Here is a 20,058-nt window from a genome sequence, read left to right on the forward strand (position 1 = left end):
ATTTTTTTATCTTTGCAGCACCTATCACGGAAAAGTGTAGGTACAGCCTAAAAATAAACAATAACGAACAATATGAGAAAAGCAAAAATTTTCGCAGCAGCATTGCTGGCGATGTCTTCACTCGGAGCTTTCGCACAGCATCAGTTTACTGTTCAGGCTAACAAGCCTGGAGCAGAAATCCAGCCTACCATGTACGGTATCTTCTTCGAGGATATCAACTTCGGTGCCGATGGTGGTCTTTATGCAGAGATGGTAGAGAACCGTTCCTTCGAATTTCCACAGCGTCTGATGGGATGGAATACATTCGGAAATGTAACCCTCAGCGACGTAAAACCTGCCTTCGACCGCAATCCTCATTATGTAACACTTGAGAGCGCAGGCGCGCGTGAGAAGCAGACTGGTCTTGAGAACCGTGGCTTCTTCGGCATGGGCTTGAAGAAGGATATGAAGTACGATTTCACCGTATATGGCCGTCTTCATCTCATCGATGGCAAGCAGGGCAAGATTCGCGTAGAACTCGTCAATTCAAAGAATGATGTCATTGCCAAGCAGGTCATCAACATCACCAATAATAAATGGCAGAAGCTTACTGCTACCCTTACTTCTCCTCAGACCGATGCCAAGGGTTTGATGCGAGTATATCTGGAGAAGGGTTCTGAGAGCGTAGACCTCGACCATATCTCTCTCTTCCCAGAGGACAACTGGAATGGTCTCCGTGCCGACCTCGTACAGGATTTGGCTGACTTGAAGCCAGGCATCTTCCGTTTCCCTGGCGGATGTATCGTAGAGGGAACCGACCTCGATACCCGTTATGAGTGGAAGAACTCTGTGGGCGCTCCAGAGAACCGTCCTCTGAACGAGAACCGCTGGAGAGATACCTTCCCACATCGCCTTTCCCCTAACTACTATCAGTCATTGGGCTTGGGCTTCTATGAGTATTTCCTTCTTTCAGAGAAGATTGGTGCAGAGCCATTACCTATTCTTTCTGTAGGTCTGGCTTGCCAGTATCAGAATGATGATAAGGATCCTAATGCGCATGTGGCTGTCAAGGATCTCCAGAGCTATATCGACGATGCACTCGACCTCATCGAGTTTGCCAATGGTCCTGTCACCTCCAAGTGGGGTAAGCTCCGTGCCGATATGGGTCATCCTGCACCATTCAATCTGAAGCAGATTGGTATCGGTAACGAGCAGTGGGGACCTATGTACCCTGAGCGTCTGCAGAAGTTCATGGAGCAGATTCATGCCAAGTATCCTAAGATCAAAATCTGCGGTTCATCAGGTCCATCTGCTGATGGCAAGGATTTCGACTATGGTTGGGAGCAGATGCGCAAGTTGGGCGTAGATATGGTAGATGAGCATTACTACAAGAGCCCTGAGTGGTTCCGCAACAATGCCAGCCGTTACGACAAGTACGACCGCAAGGGTCCTAAGGTATTTGCCGGCGAGTATGCTGCCCATGCCGAGCACGATCCTAACTCTTGGGAGGCTGCGCTTTCTGAGGCTGCTTTCATGACGGGTTTGGAGCGTAATGCCGATGTGGTTTATCAGGCTACCTATGCACCTCTCTTCGCTCATGTAGAGGGATGGCAGTGGCGTCCAGACCTCATCTGGTTCGATAACCTCAGCTCTGTCCGTTCTGCCAACTACTATGTTCAGCAGCTCTACGGCGAGAACAAGGGTACCAATGTGTTGAAACTTACCGAGAACGGCAAGGCGGTAGCAGGCGAGAATGGTCTCTATGCCTCTGCTTGTTTCGACAAGACAACCAAGAGCTACATCGTGAAGATTGCCAACACTTCTAACGAGGAGAAGGAAATCAACGTAACCTTCAATGGCATCAAGAAGTTGAACCCTGGTAAGGTAACCGTTCTCCATGCCGACGATATCCAGGCAGAGAACAAGATTGACAACAAGAACGTGGTTGTTCCTGTAGTATCTGATGCTCTGGCTAACGGTAACGTCCTGAATGTCAAGATGAAGGCAAATAGTTTTGTGGTATATAAATTCTAAGAGTTGGTGCGTTTTTTAACGCAAGTTTTCTGTATAAGGTAAAAAGATGATGAGAATCCCTTGCGGCAGCGATGCCGCAAGGGATTGTTTTTTTCTCCCGATGCCCTTGAAATTACATGGCGACGCAGGAATCTCTGTGTCGGGACGTATGAATGGTTACGTTGCCATGTGGTAAAGTCTACGTCGGGACGTAATTTTGGATGATGCCCAAATCCAGGCTCTTACTTTGGGCACCCGATGCCCATAATACGGTCTGAGTATTTCTGCAGACTATTAACGGCTTCTCAATAGGGATAATGCATAGAGAGGCAGTATGGTGACATGCCTTATGGCGTCATCGTCCTGCTTGTCAATGTAATCAAATGATCCGAAATTCTCTAAGGAACAACGGAAGGCTTCGATGAGCTTTTTCTCTCTCATGAATAGCCAGAGACTCTTCATGCCGCCCTGGGTGCCCGATTTGATTTCGATAGGGGTAATTTTCATGTTGTGGATTTCCAGATAGTCTATCTCGGCAACACTCTTCCCCTTCTGCTCCCAATAAAACATCTTCTGGCGCTGGATGCATGGTTTGTAACGCATCATCTCGAGTCCGGCAACCATTTCTGTTACACCTCCCTTATTGACAAGTTCCTGAGGGGTGCCGGCTAAAATAAGTTCTATGAGCTGCTGAGACAGGTCGCCTTCCAGTTGAAGCACAGCTAACAGTAATCCTGGGTCCAGAAAGAGAACCTTCATGCTTTTCTCGTCAGCTTCCGCATCCAGCGGAATACCATTGCCCGAGGTAGCGACCACAGGAGTAACGATTCCTGCAAGTGTCAACAGACGGAGGGCTTCTCTGATTTGTGAACTCTGATAATCTGCAGATATTTGCTTGTATGTCAACTTCTCTCCTGCCTGATGACAGATACCACGCATCGTTGTGCGCAGTAAATTTGGGTTGACTCTCTTTTTATACTTGCTGAAATCATCTTCGTATGTCAGTATGATGTCTTCCTGGATGTTTCTGCATCGGTTGAAATCGTGTGTCTTGGTCCATGCCAGAACAGATTCCGGCATGCCTCCAACAAGCAGGTAGGTGCGGAAGTATTCCACGAGTTTATCATGGAAGGCTTGATCTAAAGACTGGTTTCCGTATGCTTCATTTCGGAGAAGGATGAGCCCTTCTTCGTGATTGGCATACAGAAATTCATCGAAAGTCATCGGATACATGAAGAGCGAGTGAATCCTTCCTACTCCAAAAGTAGGGAGTTCCTGAAGCGTAAATTCCAGAAGTGATCCTGCGGCTATGACATGCAGCTCAGGATAATCTTCCTTGAAGAAGCGTAGTGCCATGATGGCTTCAGGGCATTCCTGGATTTCGTCGAAAAAGAGAAGCGTCTTACCTGCTTCTATAGGGACATTGATATAGCTGCTGATTTTTTTAGCAATCAATCGTACGTCAATATCCCCCTGGAAGAAGGTTTTGATTGCCTTGTTACGTTCGAAGTTTACCTCGGCGAAATACTCGAATTGCTTTCCAAAGTTTTTAACTGCTGATGATTTTCCAACCTGTCGGGCACCACGAAGCAGCAAGGGTTTCCGCATGGAATCTTCCTTCCAGGCGATGAGTTCTGAGTCTATGTTTCTATGTATATATTCTGTCATAATCGTAACTCTTTGAATAACAGGTGCAAATGTAGTGAAAATACTCAAATCCGAGAAATAAATCGCGTTAAAATACTCAAATCCGAGAAATAATCGGCGATAAAATACTCAAATCCGAGAAATAATATGTCCCAGAGGTGGTTACAGTGGTTGCGGTTACAGAAGTTACTAACACATTTCTGCAGGGCATTTTTGGTGGTATCAGAAAAAAGTCGTATCTTTGCAAACAATAAGTAATCATGACTTTATTGAGAACTGAAATAATAACAATTTAAAATTAGATGAGTATGAAAAGACGAATCTTTCTGATGGCTGTTCTTAGCCTGGTGTTTGTGACAAGTGGTTTCGCACAGTTTCAGAGATCAATATTCAACCATGTTGGTTTGAATGTGGGTGCTGGTACTGAGGGTATCAACGTGGGTGTGGCTGCTCCTCTCACCAATTATCTTGAGCTGGAGGCGGGAGTCAGTCTCATGCCAAGCATCAAGGCTAATGCCGATGTTGACTTGCACTCGAATGTATCGCTCAACGTGCAGGGAGTGGCGGTGAGAATCCCAGATGCTACGGTGAATACCGAGGTAGATATCGCTCGTACTACCTTCAACGTCAAGGCACATCTCTATCCTTTTGGAGGAAACAGCAAGTTCTTCCTTACCGGTGGTTTCTCATTCGGCAATCCTAAAATCGCCAAACTGAGCGGCCATAGTGACGAGATTGAGAGATTCGCCAACCAGTATCCAGCTTACAAGCAGGAAATCCTTGACCTGGTCAGCGTGGGACTGGCTGATTATAACGTGAAGCTGGACGATAACTTTGATATCCATGGCGACATCCGCTGCAATTCCTTCCGTCCTTATCTGGGTCTGGGCTTCGGCAGACTGGTTCCCAAGAAGCGCGTAGGTGTACGTGTGGAACTGGGATGCCAGTTTATGGGAACCCTGAAGGTTTACCAGAACGATGAGAAGGTGGAAATCAACAAGGTGTTGGACGATACGATGGGCGATGATGCTGACGACATCTCCAAGTTTATCGAAGACTGGAAGTACTATCCGGTGCTCAAATTGCAGATTGTAGGCAGAATCTTCTAAGGTTGCCAAGATGGGGAAAAATAGTTGGCAGGTGCATGGAACGGTGAACTTTTGCAGGCTATGTACAAGAAAAGTTTGAATTTTGCATAAAAAATACGCTCAAACGCTAGCAATCTGCTCATTTTTTCGTAACTTTGCACCCGCAAACTTATAAATAATAAAAGAAGAATGGCTAATTTGAGATTTGAGGTTGTAGCCGAGGCCTTTAAGAAAAGACCTGTAGAGGTAAAGGCTCCCAAGGTGCGCCCTTCGGAGTACTTTGCCAAGTATGTATTCAACCGCCAGAAGATGTACAAGTATCTGCCATCTGATGTGTACGAGAAACTCATCGATGTGATTGATAATGGTACTCGTCTGGACCGTTCCATCGCTGATGCCGTGGCTGCCGGCATGAAGCTCTGGGCTGAGGAAAACGGGGTAACACATTATACTCACTGGTTCCAGCCATTGACAGAAGGTACTGCCGAGAAGCATGATGCCTTCGTGGAGCACGATGGAAAGGGGGGCATGATAGAAGAATTCTCTGGCAAGCTGCTCGTACAGCAGGAACCTGATGCCAGCTCATTCCCTAACGGCGGTATCCGCAACACCTTCGAGGCTCGTGGCTATTCTGCATGGGATCCAACATCGCCTGTGTTTATCATCGACGATACCCTCTGCATCCCTACCATCTTTATTTCCTATACTGGTGAGGCTTTGGACTACAAGGCTCCATTGCTCCGCTCGCTCCATACCCTGAGTGAGGCGGCTACCGAGGTGTGCCACTATTTTTACCCTCAGGTGAAGAAGGTGCAGACCAATCTCGGTTGGGAGCAGGAGTACTTCCTGGTAGACGAGAGCCTTTACTCGGCTCGTCCTGACCTGATGCTCACGGGTCGTACCCTGATGGGACACGACTCTGCAAAGAATCAGCAGATGGACGACCATTATTTCGGAACCATCCCTGAGCGTGTGCAGGCTTTCATGAAGGATTTGGAAGTACAGGCGCTCGAACTCGGCATCCCTTGCAAGACCCGTCATAACGAGGTGGCACCAAACCAGTTTGAGCTGGCACCAATCTATGAGGAATGCAATCTTGCCGTAGACCATAATATGCTCCTGATGAGTCTGATGAAGCGTGTGGCTCACAAGCACGGTTTCCGTGTACTCCTTCACGAGAAGCCATTCGCCGGCGTCAACGGTTCGGGCAAGCACAACAACTGGAGTCTCTGCACCGATACCGGCGTGCTGCTCCATGCAGCAGGCAAGACACCGGAGGACAACCTCCGCTTCGTAGTCTTCATCGTAGAGACCCTGATGGGCGTTTACAAGCACAATGGACTGCTGAAGGCTTCTATCATGAGTGCTACCAATGCGCACCGTTTGGGAGCCAACGAGGCACCACCAGCCATCATCTCTTCATTCCTCGGAAAGCAGTTGACCGACCTGCTCGACCATATCGAGAAGGCAGACAAGGAAGAACTCTTTGCTCTGGCTGGCAAGAAGGGTATGGAGCTGGATATCCCTGAGATTCCAGAGCTGATGATTGATAATACCGACCGCAACCGTACCTCTCCATTTGCCTTCACCGGTAACCGTTTCGAGTTCCGTGCTGTAGGTTCAGAGGCCAACTGTGCATCATCCCTCATCGTATTGAATGCTGCCGTAGCTGAGGCTCTTGAAGACTTCAAGACTCGTGTAGATGCCTTGATAGCAAAGGGTGAGGACCAGACATCGGCTATTATAGATATTGTACGCGAGGATATCAAGACCTGCAAGCCTATCCGCTTCGACGGCAACGGCTATTCAGATGAGTGGAAGGAAGAGGCTCAGAAGCGAGGTCTGGACTGCGAGGCATCCTGCCCGGTAGTCTTCGACCGTTATCTGGACAAGGAAAGCATCGAGATGTTTGCCAAGACCAACGTGATGAGCGAGAGCGAGCTGAAGGCGCGCAACGAGGTGAAGTGGGAGACCTATACCAAGAAGATTCAGATTGAGGCTCGTGTGATGGGCGACCTGAGCATGAACCACATCATCCCAGTGGCAACCCACTATCAGAGCCGTCTGGCAAAGAATGTAGAGGGCATGATTCACATCTTCGGTGGCGAGGAAGGCAAGAAACTGACAGCCCGCAACGTGAAGATTATCCGTGAGATAGCCGAGCGCACCGAGGCAATAGAGCGTGGTGTAGAGGCATTGGTAGATGCCCGCAAGGTAGCCAACAAGATAGAGAGTGAGCGCGAGAAGGCAGTAGCATATCACGACACGGTAGCTCCAAAGATGGAGGAAATCCGTTATCAGATAGACAAGCTCGAGCTTCTCGTAGCCGATGAACTTTGGACATTGCCTAAGTATCGTGAGCTGCTGTTCATCAGATAATATTTCCAGGATTAGGAATTAAGATAATAAAAAAGAGTGCATTGTTTGTTACAGTGCACTCTTTTTTTATCACCTTGCTCCAGTCAACATCAACGCTTTTTTGTCAGCGTTAAAAAAGTTGGCTAAATATCTGTCTATCTTCGTGCTTTTTGTCCGTTTTTCCAAGATTTAACACTTTGCCTAATTAAAAAGAGGGTGTGTCATAAGTCTAGATAATAGTTGGCGCATAACAGTTGATCACCGCATGCACAACAGCTGTTGTGCATGCGTATATCAGCTGTTATGCAAGCGCACAACAGCTGTTGTGCGACCGGGGATACTGACTACCTCAACAACATATCCTATCTCTTCCAACAACTTATCCTGTCTTTTCCAACAACAAGAAGAGGGTGAATAATTATCTTATGACGCACCCTTTTAGATTCCGGGAATATGGTAAAGTTGGTTAAAAGTAATATAAAGAACGTGAGGAAGTTTGTTTCCTTGCTTGTTTTTTAGTTCTTTTGCCCCATAATTATGGATTCAAGTGTGGAAAATGTGGAGAATTACACAAAAGAGGTATCAAAAATGTGTAAAACTCCACATTTTTCCCACTTCAATTAAAATACAGGGATACGTTTAATAGTATGGTTATTCAAAAAAACTAGGGTGTTGTAAATATTTATATCCATAATTAGCTTCCTTGGTTTGGGGTAATCTAGCAGTGAGAAAATGGATTTCAACATGCGTGTTGCCCTTTTTTTATCACGGAAGAACCTGATGTTACCTCATCATTATAGTCGGCACTTTTACAGAATAAGTTTTTTCAGATTGCAGAACGATAGGAACGTAATCTGTCAGCAGTTTATTGCGGTCGAAAAGCATACTTTTTGCTTTTGACGAATGTATAATGACAAGATGATACTTTGTTGCCCTATTGCGGTTTTATGCTATCTATTTTTTATTAATTTCTCGATATATCTTACTAAAAATAGAATATTTTTAAAGATTTTATGCAAAAAAAAGATAATATTTCATATTTTTGTTGTAATTTTGCAGCCGATATCACATTATTCTATAATAATTTAAAAAAAGACGAGAAATTATGGAAAAAAGACTCTCGCTCTTCTTTGTTTGTCTCTTGATGAGCATCGGAGCAGCGTTTGCCCAGATTGACGTATCTGGAACCGTAATATCTGCAGATGACAACGAACCGATTATTGGTGCCTCTGTTTTAATTTCTGGGAGGGCAGCCACTAAGGGTACAGTCACAGATGTTGACGGTAACTTTAAACTGAATGTTCCTAATGGAACTAAACTCGTGTTTAGTTACGTGGGAATGAAAAGTCAGACAGTACTTGCCTCTGCCCACATGAAGGTGGTGCTTCATCCAGAAGCACAGTTGCAGGAGGTAGTTGTTACTGGTTTACAGAAAACAGACCGACGCTTATTTACCGGTGCTACCGACCGAGTAAACGCCGAGGAAGCTAAATTGAATGGTGTTGCCGACATCAGCCGCTCTCTTGAGGGTCGTGCTGCCGGTGTATCCGTGCAGAACGTGAGTGGTACCTTTGGTTCTGCTCCGAAGATCCGTGTGCGTGGTGCAACATCTATCTACGGTTCTTCCAAGCCTCTTTGGGTAGTGGATGGCGTTATCATGGAGGATGTTTCCGACGTGAGTGCAGACGACTTGGCTTCCGGTGACCCGGAGACCCTGATTTCTTCTGCCATCGCAGGATTGAACTCTGATGATATCGAAAGCTTCCAGATTCTGAAGGACGGTTCCGCTACATCTATCTATGGTGCGCGCGCGATGGCAGGTGTCATCGTCGTTACTACCAAGAAGGGTAAGCAGGGACAGGCTCACTTGAACTACACCGGTGAGTTTACCACCCGCCTCATTCCATCTTATGGCAATTTCGATATTCTCAACTCTCAGGACCAGATGGCCATCTACAAGGAGCTGAAGGATAAGGGATGGCTCAATCTTTCTGATATCCTCAATGGCAGCGACTATGGTGTATACGGAAAGATGTATGAGATGATCAACACCTACAACAGCACCACTGGTATGTTTGGTCTCGCCAACACCCAGGAGGCTCAGAATGCTTACCTGCAGCAGGCAGAGTATCGCAATACCAACTGGTTTAAGCAGCTTTTCTCTTCTGCCATCATGCAGAACCACTCTGTTAGCTTGAGCGGCGGTACCGAGAAGAGTAACTACTACGCTTCACTTTCTGCCATGGTTGACCCGGGATGGTACAAGGATAGCAAGGTGAATCGTTATACCGTGAGCATGAATATGACCCATCATATTCTGGATAATCTCTCTGTCAACCTGATTGGTGGCGGTTCTTACCGTAAGCAGAGAGCTCCAGGTACTCTGGGACAGGATGTGGATGTGGTATCAGGTCAGGTGAAGCGTGACTTCGATATCAACCCATATTCTTACGCCCTGAACACATCACGTGCGCTGGATCCTTATACTTATTATCATGCCAACTATGCAGCATTCAACATCCTGCATGAGCTGGAGAGCAACTACATCGACCTGAACGTGGCTGATGCCAAGTTCCAGATGGAGCTGAAGTGGAAGCCTTTCAAGGATCTGGAACTCTCTACACTGGGTGCCATCAAGTATAGCACTTCTTCGCAGGAGCACAACATCCTGGAGGATTCAAACCAGGCGTTGGCTTACCGCGCCATGGACAACTCGCTGATTCGCGATGCCAACAAGCTGCTCTTCACTGACAAGGACGACCTCTATGCCCTGCCAGTATCCGTATTGAAGCAGGGTGGTATCTATCAGCGCACAGAGAACCGTATGTTGGACTATGACTTCCGTGCCACAGCCAACTATAACCATACTTTTGCGCATAAGCACATCGTCAACCTCTTCGGTGGTCTCGAGACTACCAGCATCAGCCGTAACCGCAGCTGGTTTAACGGCTGGGGCATGAACTACCGTGGCGAGACTGCTTACTTTGAGTATCTCTATTTCAAGAAGTTGGATCAGGAGAACTCCAACTACTACAGCCTGCGCAACACCGATTCACGCAGTGCCGCATTCTATGCCAATGCCACTTATTCGTTCAACGGAAAGTATGTAGTGAACGGAACATTCCGCTACGAGGGTTCTAACCAGATGGGTCGTACTACCAAGGCACGTTGGATGCCTACATGGAACCTGTCTGGTGCATGGAACGTACACGAGGAGAGCTTCTTCCCTAAGCTCAAGCCATTGTCAAGCCTCACCTTCCGTGTGTCTTACAGTTTGACAGGTACTCCTCCTGATGCATCTTACTGCAATGCGCTCACCAAGCTCTCTATGAATACTCCTTACCGTCCTACTACTACCGACAAAGAGTTGGGATTCGTGGTAGCAGCAGTCGGTAACGATGAGCTTACCTACGAGAAGAAGCACGAGTTCAACTTCGGTGTGGATGCAGGTTTCTTCAACAACCGTCTGAACGTGACATTCGATGTATATCAGCGTCGTAACTTCGACGAGATTGCTCCTACCGTTACCCAGCTCTATGGCACAGCCTATGCCAATGTGGGTTCCATGAAGTCATGGGGTGAGGAGTTGAGCATCTCTTCTACCAACGTGAAGACCAATGATTTCAGTTGGCAGACCAGCCTGATTTACTCTCACAACCGCACAGAGATTACCGACCTCTACAATCAGGGTCGCGTCATCGACCTGGTACAGGGTAACGGTTTTGCGAAGCAGGGTTATCCAGCCCGCGCCTTGTTCTCCATCCCATTCGTGGGCGTCAACGAGAAGGGCTATCCTGTATGCATCAACGAGAAGGGCCAGGCTACCGTGGGTGACCTCAACTTCCAGGAGCGTGACAATACCGACTATCTGATTTACGAGGGTTCTACAGACCCTATCTACAATGGTTCCCTGGGTAACACCTTTAACTATAAGGGCTTCCATCTGAACCTGTTCCTTACATACGCCTTCGGCAACGTGGTGCGTCTTGACCCGGTTTTCAGTGCCAAGTATAACGACTTGACATCAATGACCCACGATTTCAAGAACCGCTGGATGCAGCCTGGTGATGAGAATGTTACCAATGTGCCTGGTGTAGTGAGCCGTTATGAGTATGAGCAGAACCGTACATTGCTGAGCACTGCCTACAATGCCTACAACTATACTTCTGTTCGCACAGCCAAGGGTGACTTCATCCGTCTAAAGGAGATTTCACTGGCATACGACTTCCCACACCGCTGGTTGGAGAACTCACCAGTGAACAACATCTCATTGAAGCTTCAGGCTACCAACCTCATGCTGCTCTATGCAGACAAGAAGCTGAACGGTCAGGATCCTGAGTTCATGAATGCGGGTGGTGTGGCTTCGCCAATGCCAAAGCAGTTTACTCTTACATTGAAACTTGGACTTTAATTATTGTAGAAAATAAAAATGAAAATAAAGAAATTATATATCGCCATTGTAGCGTTGGCACTGTCGGCTGGCATGACTTCCTGCAACGATTATCTGGACAAGCAGCCAGATAGCCGTCTGGACTTGCAGAGTCCTACCGATGTGTCGAAGCTCCTGGTTAATGCCTACCCACAGGTGCATCCAGCCTATCTGCTGGAGATGTATTCTGACAATACCGATTGCAACCTGAATACCGTTTGGGATGCAGCCAATCGTTTCCAGCAGCAGGCATACGAATGGGACGACATTACAGAAACCAGTGATTACGAGGCTCCATCTACTTACTGGTCAACCTACTATGATGCCATTACCACAGCCAATATCGCTTTGGAGCACATCAACAGTCAGGCAGATCAGAGCTCTTATTCTGCTCAGAAGGGTGAGGCTCTCCTGTGTCGTGCCTATGCCATGTTCCAGTTGGCTAACGTATTCTGCATGGCTTACGACGAGACCACAGCAGCCACAGACCTGGGTCTTCCTTACCCAGAGGTGGTTGAAACCAATGTACACGTGAAGTACGACCGCGGTACCCTTGCCGAACTCTATGCCAAGATTGACAAGGATTTGCAGGAAGGCTTGAAGCTGGTAGGTTCTACCTACGACAAGCCTAAGTTCCACTTCACATCTACTTCTGCTGCCGCTTTCGCAGCCCGTTTCTACCTCTATTACCAGAAGTATGACAAGGCTGTGGAGTATGCCAACAAGGTATTGGGCAGCAACGCCAAGGGTATGCTGAGAGACTGGAACACCTGGGGTGCTCTTTCTGCCAACAAGCAGATTCAGCCTAATGCCTACATCAACTCATCTGTGAAGGCAAACCTGCTGCTGCAGGTGGTTGTTTCTGAATGGGGAGTCATCGGAGGTCCGTTCCAGTATGGTGACAAGTATGCACACAGTGCCATCGTAGCAGCCAAGGAAACCGTTCAGTCAGAAGGTCCTTGGGGCTTCAGCGACAAGGTGTTCAACTACACCGTGTTCTCTAATGCATCGCTTTCAAAGTATATCGTACGTAAGGTTCCTTACGATTTCGAGTATAGTGATATCCAGGCAGGTATCGGTACTCCTCACGCAGTATATGCAGAGTTTACAGCCGATGAGACCCTGCTCATAAGAGCAGAGGCACAGGCTTTGCTCGGTCATTATGCAGAGGCTCTGAACGATTTGAACACCGAGTTGGCTGCCTTCTCAAAGACAGGCGTGCAGCTTACCCTGGATGATGTGAAGAAGTTCTACAGCGACGCTGTTACCGCTTATTACACTCCTGAGAAGCCAACTCCACGCAAGGCGCTGCACACCAGCTTCGCTATCGACAAGGATACAGAGGAGCCTTTGCTGCAGTGCATCCTTCACCTGCGCCGAATCATGACCATTCACGAAGGCTTGCGCATGCAGGATGTGAAGCGCTACGGCATCACCATCTATCGCCGTGACGTGAAGAGCAACTACAAGATTACAGACGTCACCGACACCATGGAGGCACGCGACCCACGTCTCGCCATCCAGTTGCCACAGGATGTAATCACTGCGGGTGTTACACCAAACCCTCGCAATAAGTAAAAAAACATAAAATAATAGTAAGAAATGAAACATAATATATATATGTTGATGTTGGCATTGGTGATGGGCCTGGGCTTCGTGTCTTGCTCAGACAATGACCCGGACGATCCAACCATCTTCCCTGTTACCTCTCCACAGAGAGACAGCCTGGACTTGTGGTTGCAGAAGAACTACACCAGTCCTTACAACATCGATTTCAAGTATAAGATGGAGGACATCGAGTCTGACTATACTTATACCCTGACTCCAGCCGACTCGGCAAAGTCTGCCAAGCTGGCTATCATCATCAAGTATCTCTGGCTCGATTCATACGCCGAGGTGCTGGGTCCTGATTTCGTGAAGCACAATGTGCCAAGAGTAATCCACCTGATTGGTAGTCCGGCTTACAACAGCAACGGAACCATGGTTCTGGGTACTGCCGAGGGCGGCTTGAAGGTAACACTCTACATGGTGAACAACCTGACCGATGCTATGCTTTCAAGCTATGCATCGATGACTCAGTATTACTTCCACACCATGCACCACGAGTTCACCCACATTCTGAACCAGAAGAAGCCTTACGACACCTCTTATAATAAGATTACCGAGTCGGGCTACGTGAGTGGTAACTGGTATCAGATTCAGGATTCTGAGGCTCACGGCAAGGGCTTTGTCACTCCATACGCAATGTCAGAGGGCTTGGAGGACTTCGCCGAGATGCTGTCTACCTATATCACTTATACTCCTGAGCAGTGGCAGGCAATCCTCGACGATGCCCAGGAGAATGGTGGCGACGAGGCTGTAGCTGCATTGAACCAGAAGCTTAACATCGTGAGAAACTACATGCAGGATTCATGGGACGTGGATATCGATGTGTTGCGTGCAGCCATCCTGCGTAGAGGCAGTGAGTTGAGTTCTTTGGATTTGGAACATTTAAAATAGAATAGATTTATGAAACATATATTTATAGCTATCGTTTGCTTGTTGGGCAGTATGAGCTTGCAGTCGTGTCTGCACGATGACAAGGAATTCTTCGACGAGTCGGCTGCCAACCGCATCGAGAGCACCGTTGAGAATACCCAGAAGATTCTGGAATCTTCTGAGAACGGATGGCAGCTTCATTATTTCACAGGCAAGGGAATGACCGGTGGCGGCTATACCTTCCTCATGAAGTTTGCCAATGGCAAGGTGACCGTGGCTGGCGATACAGCCGTTGCTGCACCTACCGAGCGCGCCACATCCAGTTATACCGTTGACCGCAGCATGGGACCTGTGCTCTCTTTCAACACCTATAACGACATCTTCCATTTCCTGGGAGAGCCTACATACGGCAATATAGAAGGTGAGCAGGGCGACTGGGAGTTCGTGATTACCAAGCTTACAGAAGACAGCATCTTCGTAAAAGGTAAGAAGTGGGAGAACGAGATGGTATTCACCCGCATGGCTGACGGCGTAGACTGGACTTCCTATCTGGACAGCATCGCCGACGTGCAGAAGCGCCTGGGCGTGAACTACAGCGTGGGCAATTCTTCGGATGCCAGCAAGATGGTGGAGATTAATTCCGCCACACGCCGCATTCTTTCGCGCACTGCCGACGGACAGATGGTAGAGCAGCCTTTCTATGTTACTCCTACCGGTATCCATGCCGTTAACGAGCCTGTGGCTCTGGGTGAGGATAAGGCACAGGACTTCCTGGTAAGCAAGGCAGGTGTAATGACAGCCAAGGGCAACGAGAATCTGATCTTGAATTCCTATGCTCCTGGCATCGATACCTGGGTAGGCGAGTGGACACTCTCAGCCATGCAGGGTTCCTGCGATATGACCATCTCGAAGGTGGAAGACCTGGAGAACATGCTGAAAGGTACATTCACCACTGGCGGATATACCTATAATATCGGCTTGAGCTTCAACCCGGAGACGGGTGCACTCAACCTGCCTTCTCAGCTGATTGATGACCCTAGCGGTAGATATCCTGCCTTGTGGCTGATGAACGCCGACCTGAATAAGGGAACGTTGCTCGGACAGGGTGGTATGAACGTGGTATGGCACGGCGTATCTCAGGAAGGTGACTTCGAGGACGATGGCACACTGGCTTCTGAAGGCTATGCTTCTGATACATTCATTGCCCTGGCTTGTACCGCAAAAGGAGAGCCTATCAAGGAGAATGGACAGTATGTGTTTGTCATCGAATGGTATTATCTTTCTAATTTGACTCCAAACAAATAATCAAGCAAGATGAAGAAATCTATATATATAATAGGTATGGCTGCCATGGGGCTGATGGCCTCATGCAGCAGTGACAGCGATTATCAGGCTGTGGCCGAGAGCACTATCAACGTGCTTTCTGCCCAGACTTCGCTCGGACCTAATGCCAGCGAAGGTGAAGTAACCGTGGACTGTACTCCTGCCAAGGCTTACACCGACGAACCTTCATGGCTCAGCGCCAGCATCGAGGGCAGCACCGTGAAGCTGGCTGCTCTTGCCAACGACTCTCGCCAGTCGCGCAACGCCAAGCTAGTTATCAAGAAGACAGAGGCCGACTCTGTGATAATCAATGTTTCCCAGTATGGCCTGGTGTTCGAGATGAACAAGGCTGATATGATTTTCAGCAGCGACGAGGCTACGGAGTTCGTGAAGGCATACAGTTCTAATTCTGATGTCAAGATTACCTATGCTCCTGAGTGGGCAAAGGCTTCGGTTGATGCCGTGAGCAAGGAATTGAAGGTATCGCTCAGCGAGAATACTACAGGTCATCTCCGTGCCGACTATATCAAGTTTCAGGTGGCAGCCGTTACCGACTCTTTCGTGGTGAAGCAGTTTGACTTCGACAAGGATATTGCCGGAGAGTATGTTTATTCTTACTACGATTTCAACGAGGATGACAAGCTGGAACTGCAGACGGTGCATGCTACATTGAGCCGCACCGAGCTTTCTATTCCTAAACTGGGCCTGGTATTCCCTATCTCTGTGAATGAGAAAACAGGTAGCGTGGAGACTCGCAGCAGCCAGTGCCTGGGTAAGGTGGGTAAGTACTTTATCTATGATACCTTCCTCGACGAGGATGGCGCTTACTACATGGGTACAGAGTCTGGAGTTATTTCTGCCACATTCAAGTATAGTGAGGAGTATGGCACTTACGGATTCTTTGGCGGTACTGCCTATAATGTCAATAATGAGTCGGGCAACTTCCTGGCTATGATTCTGCAGGTGTTCAAGGCGAAGAGTCCTTCCATGTCTAACTACGTGCTCGATCAGGGTTTGATGGTACAACCATTCCTCATGGATATACCAAAGGGCGGTGATGCATCTTCTGCCAAGCGTCAGGCTCCAGCCCTGGCTCGCCAGATGGGTCCATCTGCCAGCAGTATGGCAGCCAAGCTTGCAGTATGGCAGTCGTATCGTAAATCTTCTATCATTAAATAAACTTAAAAAGTAAGTAATCATGAAATTATTATCTACACTTTGCCTCACTTTGCTCCTGGGAGCAAGCGGCACTGCGGCGATGGCCTCCAGCAAGGCATCGTTTGCCAAGAAGTTTAAGAATGCCGATATCCATCGCCTGGTTTCTGTGCCAGGCATGGTAAATTGCAGCAACAGTGCTTACCAGATGCGCCAGGCTGGCTTTGCCACAGTGTGCAATGCTCCTACACGCGTAGGCGATACTCCTACCAATTCGGCTTCGGGCGAGGCTTACGGATGGGTTACAGGTTCTGATGGTGGCAACTGGTATTTCACCCAGAACATTACTTCAAGAGACTCTGTTTACAGCGAGTATTATACAGCTCACTTCCATGAGTCTTCAGAAATCACACTGTTCGATAACAACCACAAGCAGGTGGGCTCTATCAATATCACTGTTCCTGAAGGATGGAAGCATGTGACAGGTATTACTCCATACGGTCCTATCACCAAGAAGCTTTTCGATAAGGACGAGAAGTCTGACGAAATCCTGGTGGAGTTCCACGATGCCTTCAACGGTGCGGATAAGTATCTGACTCGTGCCTACGATGTCAATACCGGTGAAATCAAGTTCGAGATGGAGGGTACCGGTCTGGTATTCGATGCATCTAAGGGCTGGAACAGCTACCAGCGTCTGATCATGACTCACGAGTCTGATGAGAAGTATAGTATCGATGTGATAGCCCCTCCTACCTGGGGAAAGGATAAATGTTATGTGGAGTATACTTTCAACTTTGATATTGACAACCGAATCAACTATCTGCAGGGTTCTTGCTTCAACTGTATGAATGTGGATGGTACTCCTTACTATGTTCTGGCAGAGTATGATAAGCCATTTACAAATACCGAGGCAGGTGATGGTTCCTCGGATATTAAGCAGGAACCAGGCAACTTTCTGGTATTGAGAACTTTAGATAAAAATTTTGATAAGGTAGATAGCATCCGTGTATCTATCGATGCACCAGAGGGCACTCCATACCGTTCTGCTGCTTTCGGTCTCTTCGGTAACAATGATTTGTCTAAGGGCTACTTCAGCAACAGCGGCAAATTGAACTATGTGGTAGGACTTTACGATTATGCTCCTGCTTTGGATGGAGACTTGATTTCTTATGCCGTTTACGACTCAGAGAATGGTAAGTTGAAGGATATCTGCGACAAGGTAACAAGCAACAAGAGAGGTTTGCTGAATACCATCCATGGTAAGTCAGAACAGATGTGGTTCTTGCAGACCATGGGTACAAGCGAAGGTTCAGGACAGCAGATTCAGCTGGTTGATGTTCCTTCTTGCGAGAAGGTTGGTGTGTTGCCACAGAGCATTGATGGCAATGCCATCTCTTCTAATTTCGACCGTTACCCAACTGCTGCCAATGCGCAGGGCTACCAGTATGTCATTGCTTTGTCACATGCACAGTCTAATGAGGCAGGCGAGGTTCTTGCTCCTATCGCTTGGGTGAACCCTGATTGCACCATCGATCATGTTGACAGACTTAACTTGGGTCTGAAGGCAGAGAACTTCGCTCCATTGATCAACAGCACCTCACTCAACCCATATCTCTTCAATACCGATGATGATATGGAGTATGTATATATTGCCAAGAAGCGCCGCGAGGATGGCAGCAACAAGATTGACAACGTATTGGAAGTTTCCAAGCTTGATGGTACCGTTATCAAGTCATGGCGAGGTGATGATAACTATGTCTTCTCACAGGCAAGTTTCCCTGTTATGAACGATTTGGGCAAGCGCCAGATGTTTGTCGTGTTCGAGGATAGAGCGAATAATAAGTATGACATGAACTTCTACGACCTTCCTTTCACCAAGTTTGAACAGGGTGGTACTGGTACTGTAGAGGATCCATACCTGATTGCTACTACTGGTGACTTCCAGCAGCTGGCTCTGGAGCCAACCAAGAACTACAAGATGGTAGCTGATATTGATATGTCTAAGGCTGCACAGTGGTGGACTCCTGTCAAGAACTTCACTGGTTCTCTGGATGGTGATGGTCATACTATCTATAATCTTGGTGTGAAGACAACAGAGGACCATACAGGTTTGTTTGGTACCCTCGACCTCAATGGTATTGCCAAGAACCTGATCTTCGTGAACCCTACTGTAGAGGTGACCAATACCAACCAGTTTGCCGGTGTGTTGGCAGGTGAGACCAATTATACTTATGATGGTAAGGGCCAGGCTACTAATGTAGATAGCATTTTTGTTTATGGTGCCAAGATTGCAGGTGATGATCAGTCGTTTATGGCTGCGGGCGGTCTCGTTGGTAGCGCTAATCTTAAGACCAAGATCAATAACTGTTCTTTCCAGGGTGAGATTACTTTGCCTAACTCTGAGAATGTGGGTGGTATCGTTGGTCAGACTCGTACAGGCTCTAGCGTGAACGCATGTTATGCAAATGTCAATGCCACAGCCAAGACTGTTTTGGGTGGTATTGTCGGTATTGCAGGTACTCCTCATGATTACTGTAAGTTCACCAACTGCGAGGTTCGCGGTCAGTTGACAGCTGAGAATGCTGTAGGTGGATTCGTTGGTGACAATTACTTCAACGAAATCTCTAATGTGATCAGCCATGCTGATATCGTAGCAACCAGCAAGTCTGTCTGGAACGGATATGCTGCAGGTGGTATCGTTGGTATGATGGAAAGCTCCTGGACTGAAGGCGATGGTTATGTAAAGAACTGCATCTTCGACGGCTCTATCAAGGCTTTCGAGAATGGTGAAGAGGTAAGCAACCCTGCTACTACTCATCAGATTGCCGGTAGAACTATCGCTGATGAGGACTATGCTGAGGATGAGACTCCTAAGACAGAGACTCGTCTTTCTAACAACTATACTGCCAACAATGTGGGTAACACAGATGCTGCCAGCGTTGAGGGTGCCTTCAAGGCAGCCAAGGAGATGAACAAGGACTTCTTCGCAGGTTTGGAGTATGCTTACGGAAGCACTCTCGCTGAGCCTTGGAAGGAGGATGGAAGCAAGGTTCCTACTCTTTATTTCAACAATATCGCAAAGGCTCTCGCTGTTAGCGCAGATGATGTAACTGTAGGTACTGACGATGAGGGCGCTGTTGTAGTTCAGGTTTCTGTATATGGTATGGAGAACGCAGACCTGGAGTCTGACCTGGAAGTTACTGCTAGTGGTAATGCTACTGCTACTCTTGGTGAGGCTCATGGCAACAGCATCGACCTGGTTATCAAGGGTACGAAGACGGGTATCGGTGAGGTTACCGTTAGCTTCGGTGAGTTCTCTGCTACAATCAATGTAACAGTTCTCAAGAACTATGTAAGCGGTATCGAGAACGTAGAGGATGCTGCAGCTTTGGTTATCAAGGCAGCTGACGCTCAGATTTCTGCCGAGGGTGCTGACGCTATCTATGTTTACAGCGTAAACGGCAAGCTGGTAGGCAAGACTTCTGGTGCTGCTTTCAGCACAGCAGGTTTGACCTCTGGTCTCTACATCGTAAAGGCAACTGATAAGGCTGGTCATAAGGCTACAGCCAAGTTTGTTATCAAGTAAGT

At 47.7% G+C, this 20,058-nt stretch carries 10 protein-coding genes; 9 read left to right on the forward strand and 1 reads right to left on the reverse strand.

Annotated features, from left to right (window positions below; all coding sequences use genetic code 11):
• Positions 1 to 72 precede the first annotated feature (72 nt).
• Positions 73 to 2,013, forward strand: coding sequence for an alpha-L-arabinofuranosidase C-terminal domain-containing protein (locus ACQRBJ_RS07045; protein WP_445303195.1), 1,941 nt, complete (start codon positions 73 to 75; stop codon positions 2,011 to 2,013).
• 273 nt (positions 2,014 to 2,286) lie between these two features.
• Here ACQRBJ_RS07045 and ACQRBJ_RS07050 read toward each other — a convergent pair whose 3' ends face one another.
• Positions 2,287 to 3,660, reverse strand: a complete 1,374-nt coding sequence (locus ACQRBJ_RS07050) for an ATP-binding protein (protein ID WP_445303196.1) — start codon at positions 3,658 to 3,660, stop codon at positions 2,287 to 2,289.
• A 287-nt stretch (positions 3,661 to 3,947) separates the two neighbouring features.
• Between ACQRBJ_RS07050 and ACQRBJ_RS07055 the strand changes: the two genes are divergently transcribed.
• The 8 genes from ACQRBJ_RS07055 (at position 3,948) to ACQRBJ_RS07090 (ending at position 20,056) form a co-directional block, all read left to right on the forward strand.
• On the forward strand, positions 3,948 to 4,748 hold the full coding sequence (locus ACQRBJ_RS07055) for a hypothetical protein (RefSeq protein WP_295347011.1): 801 nt from the start codon (positions 3,948 to 3,950) through the stop codon (positions 4,746 to 4,748).
• 168 nt (positions 4,749 to 4,916) lie between these two features.
• Positions 4,917 to 7,106, forward strand: coding sequence for a glutamine synthetase III (locus ACQRBJ_RS07060; protein ID WP_445303197.1), 2,190 nt, complete (start codon positions 4,917 to 4,919; stop codon positions 7,104 to 7,106).
• A gap of 1,084 nt (positions 7,107 to 8,190) precedes the next feature.
• Positions 8,191 to 11,496, forward strand: coding sequence for a SusC/RagA family TonB-linked outer membrane protein (locus ACQRBJ_RS07065; protein WP_445303198.1), 3,306 nt, complete (start codon positions 8,191 to 8,193; stop codon positions 11,494 to 11,496).
• 18 nt (positions 11,497 to 11,514) lie between these two features.
• Positions 11,515 to 13,092 carry a RagB/SusD family nutrient uptake outer membrane protein gene (locus ACQRBJ_RS07070; RefSeq protein ID WP_445303199.1) on the forward strand — a complete coding sequence of 526 codons (1,578 nt, stop codon included), beginning with the start codon at positions 11,515 to 11,517 and terminating at the stop codon, positions 13,090 to 13,092.
• Between the two features lie 24 nt (positions 13,093 to 13,116).
• Entirely contained in the window at positions 13,117 to 14,013 is an 897-nt protein-coding gene (locus tag ACQRBJ_RS07075) for a zinc-binding metallopeptidase (protein WP_445303200.1), read from the forward strand.
• Between the two features lie 9 nt (positions 14,014 to 14,022).
• Entirely contained in the window at positions 14,023 to 15,297 is a 1,275-nt protein-coding gene (locus tag ACQRBJ_RS07080) for a DUF4302 domain-containing protein (protein ID WP_445303201.1), read from the forward strand.
• A gap of 9 nt (positions 15,298 to 15,306) precedes the next feature.
• Positions 15,307 to 16,494, forward strand: a complete 1,188-nt coding sequence (locus ACQRBJ_RS07085; RefSeq protein WP_445303202.1) for a BACON domain-containing protein — start codon at positions 15,307 to 15,309, stop codon at positions 16,492 to 16,494.
• A gap of 19 nt (positions 16,495 to 16,513) precedes the next feature.
• Entirely contained in the window at positions 16,514 to 20,056 is a 3,543-nt protein-coding gene (locus ACQRBJ_RS07090; protein ID WP_445303203.1) for a T9SS type A sorting domain-containing protein, read from the forward strand.
• Positions 20,057 to 20,058: the final 2 nt, after the last annotated feature.

This window comes from Prevotella sp. SGI.167, from assembly GCF_050313615.1.
Taxonomy (GTDB): Bacteria; Bacteroidota; Bacteroidia; order Bacteroidales; family Bacteroidaceae; genus Prevotella.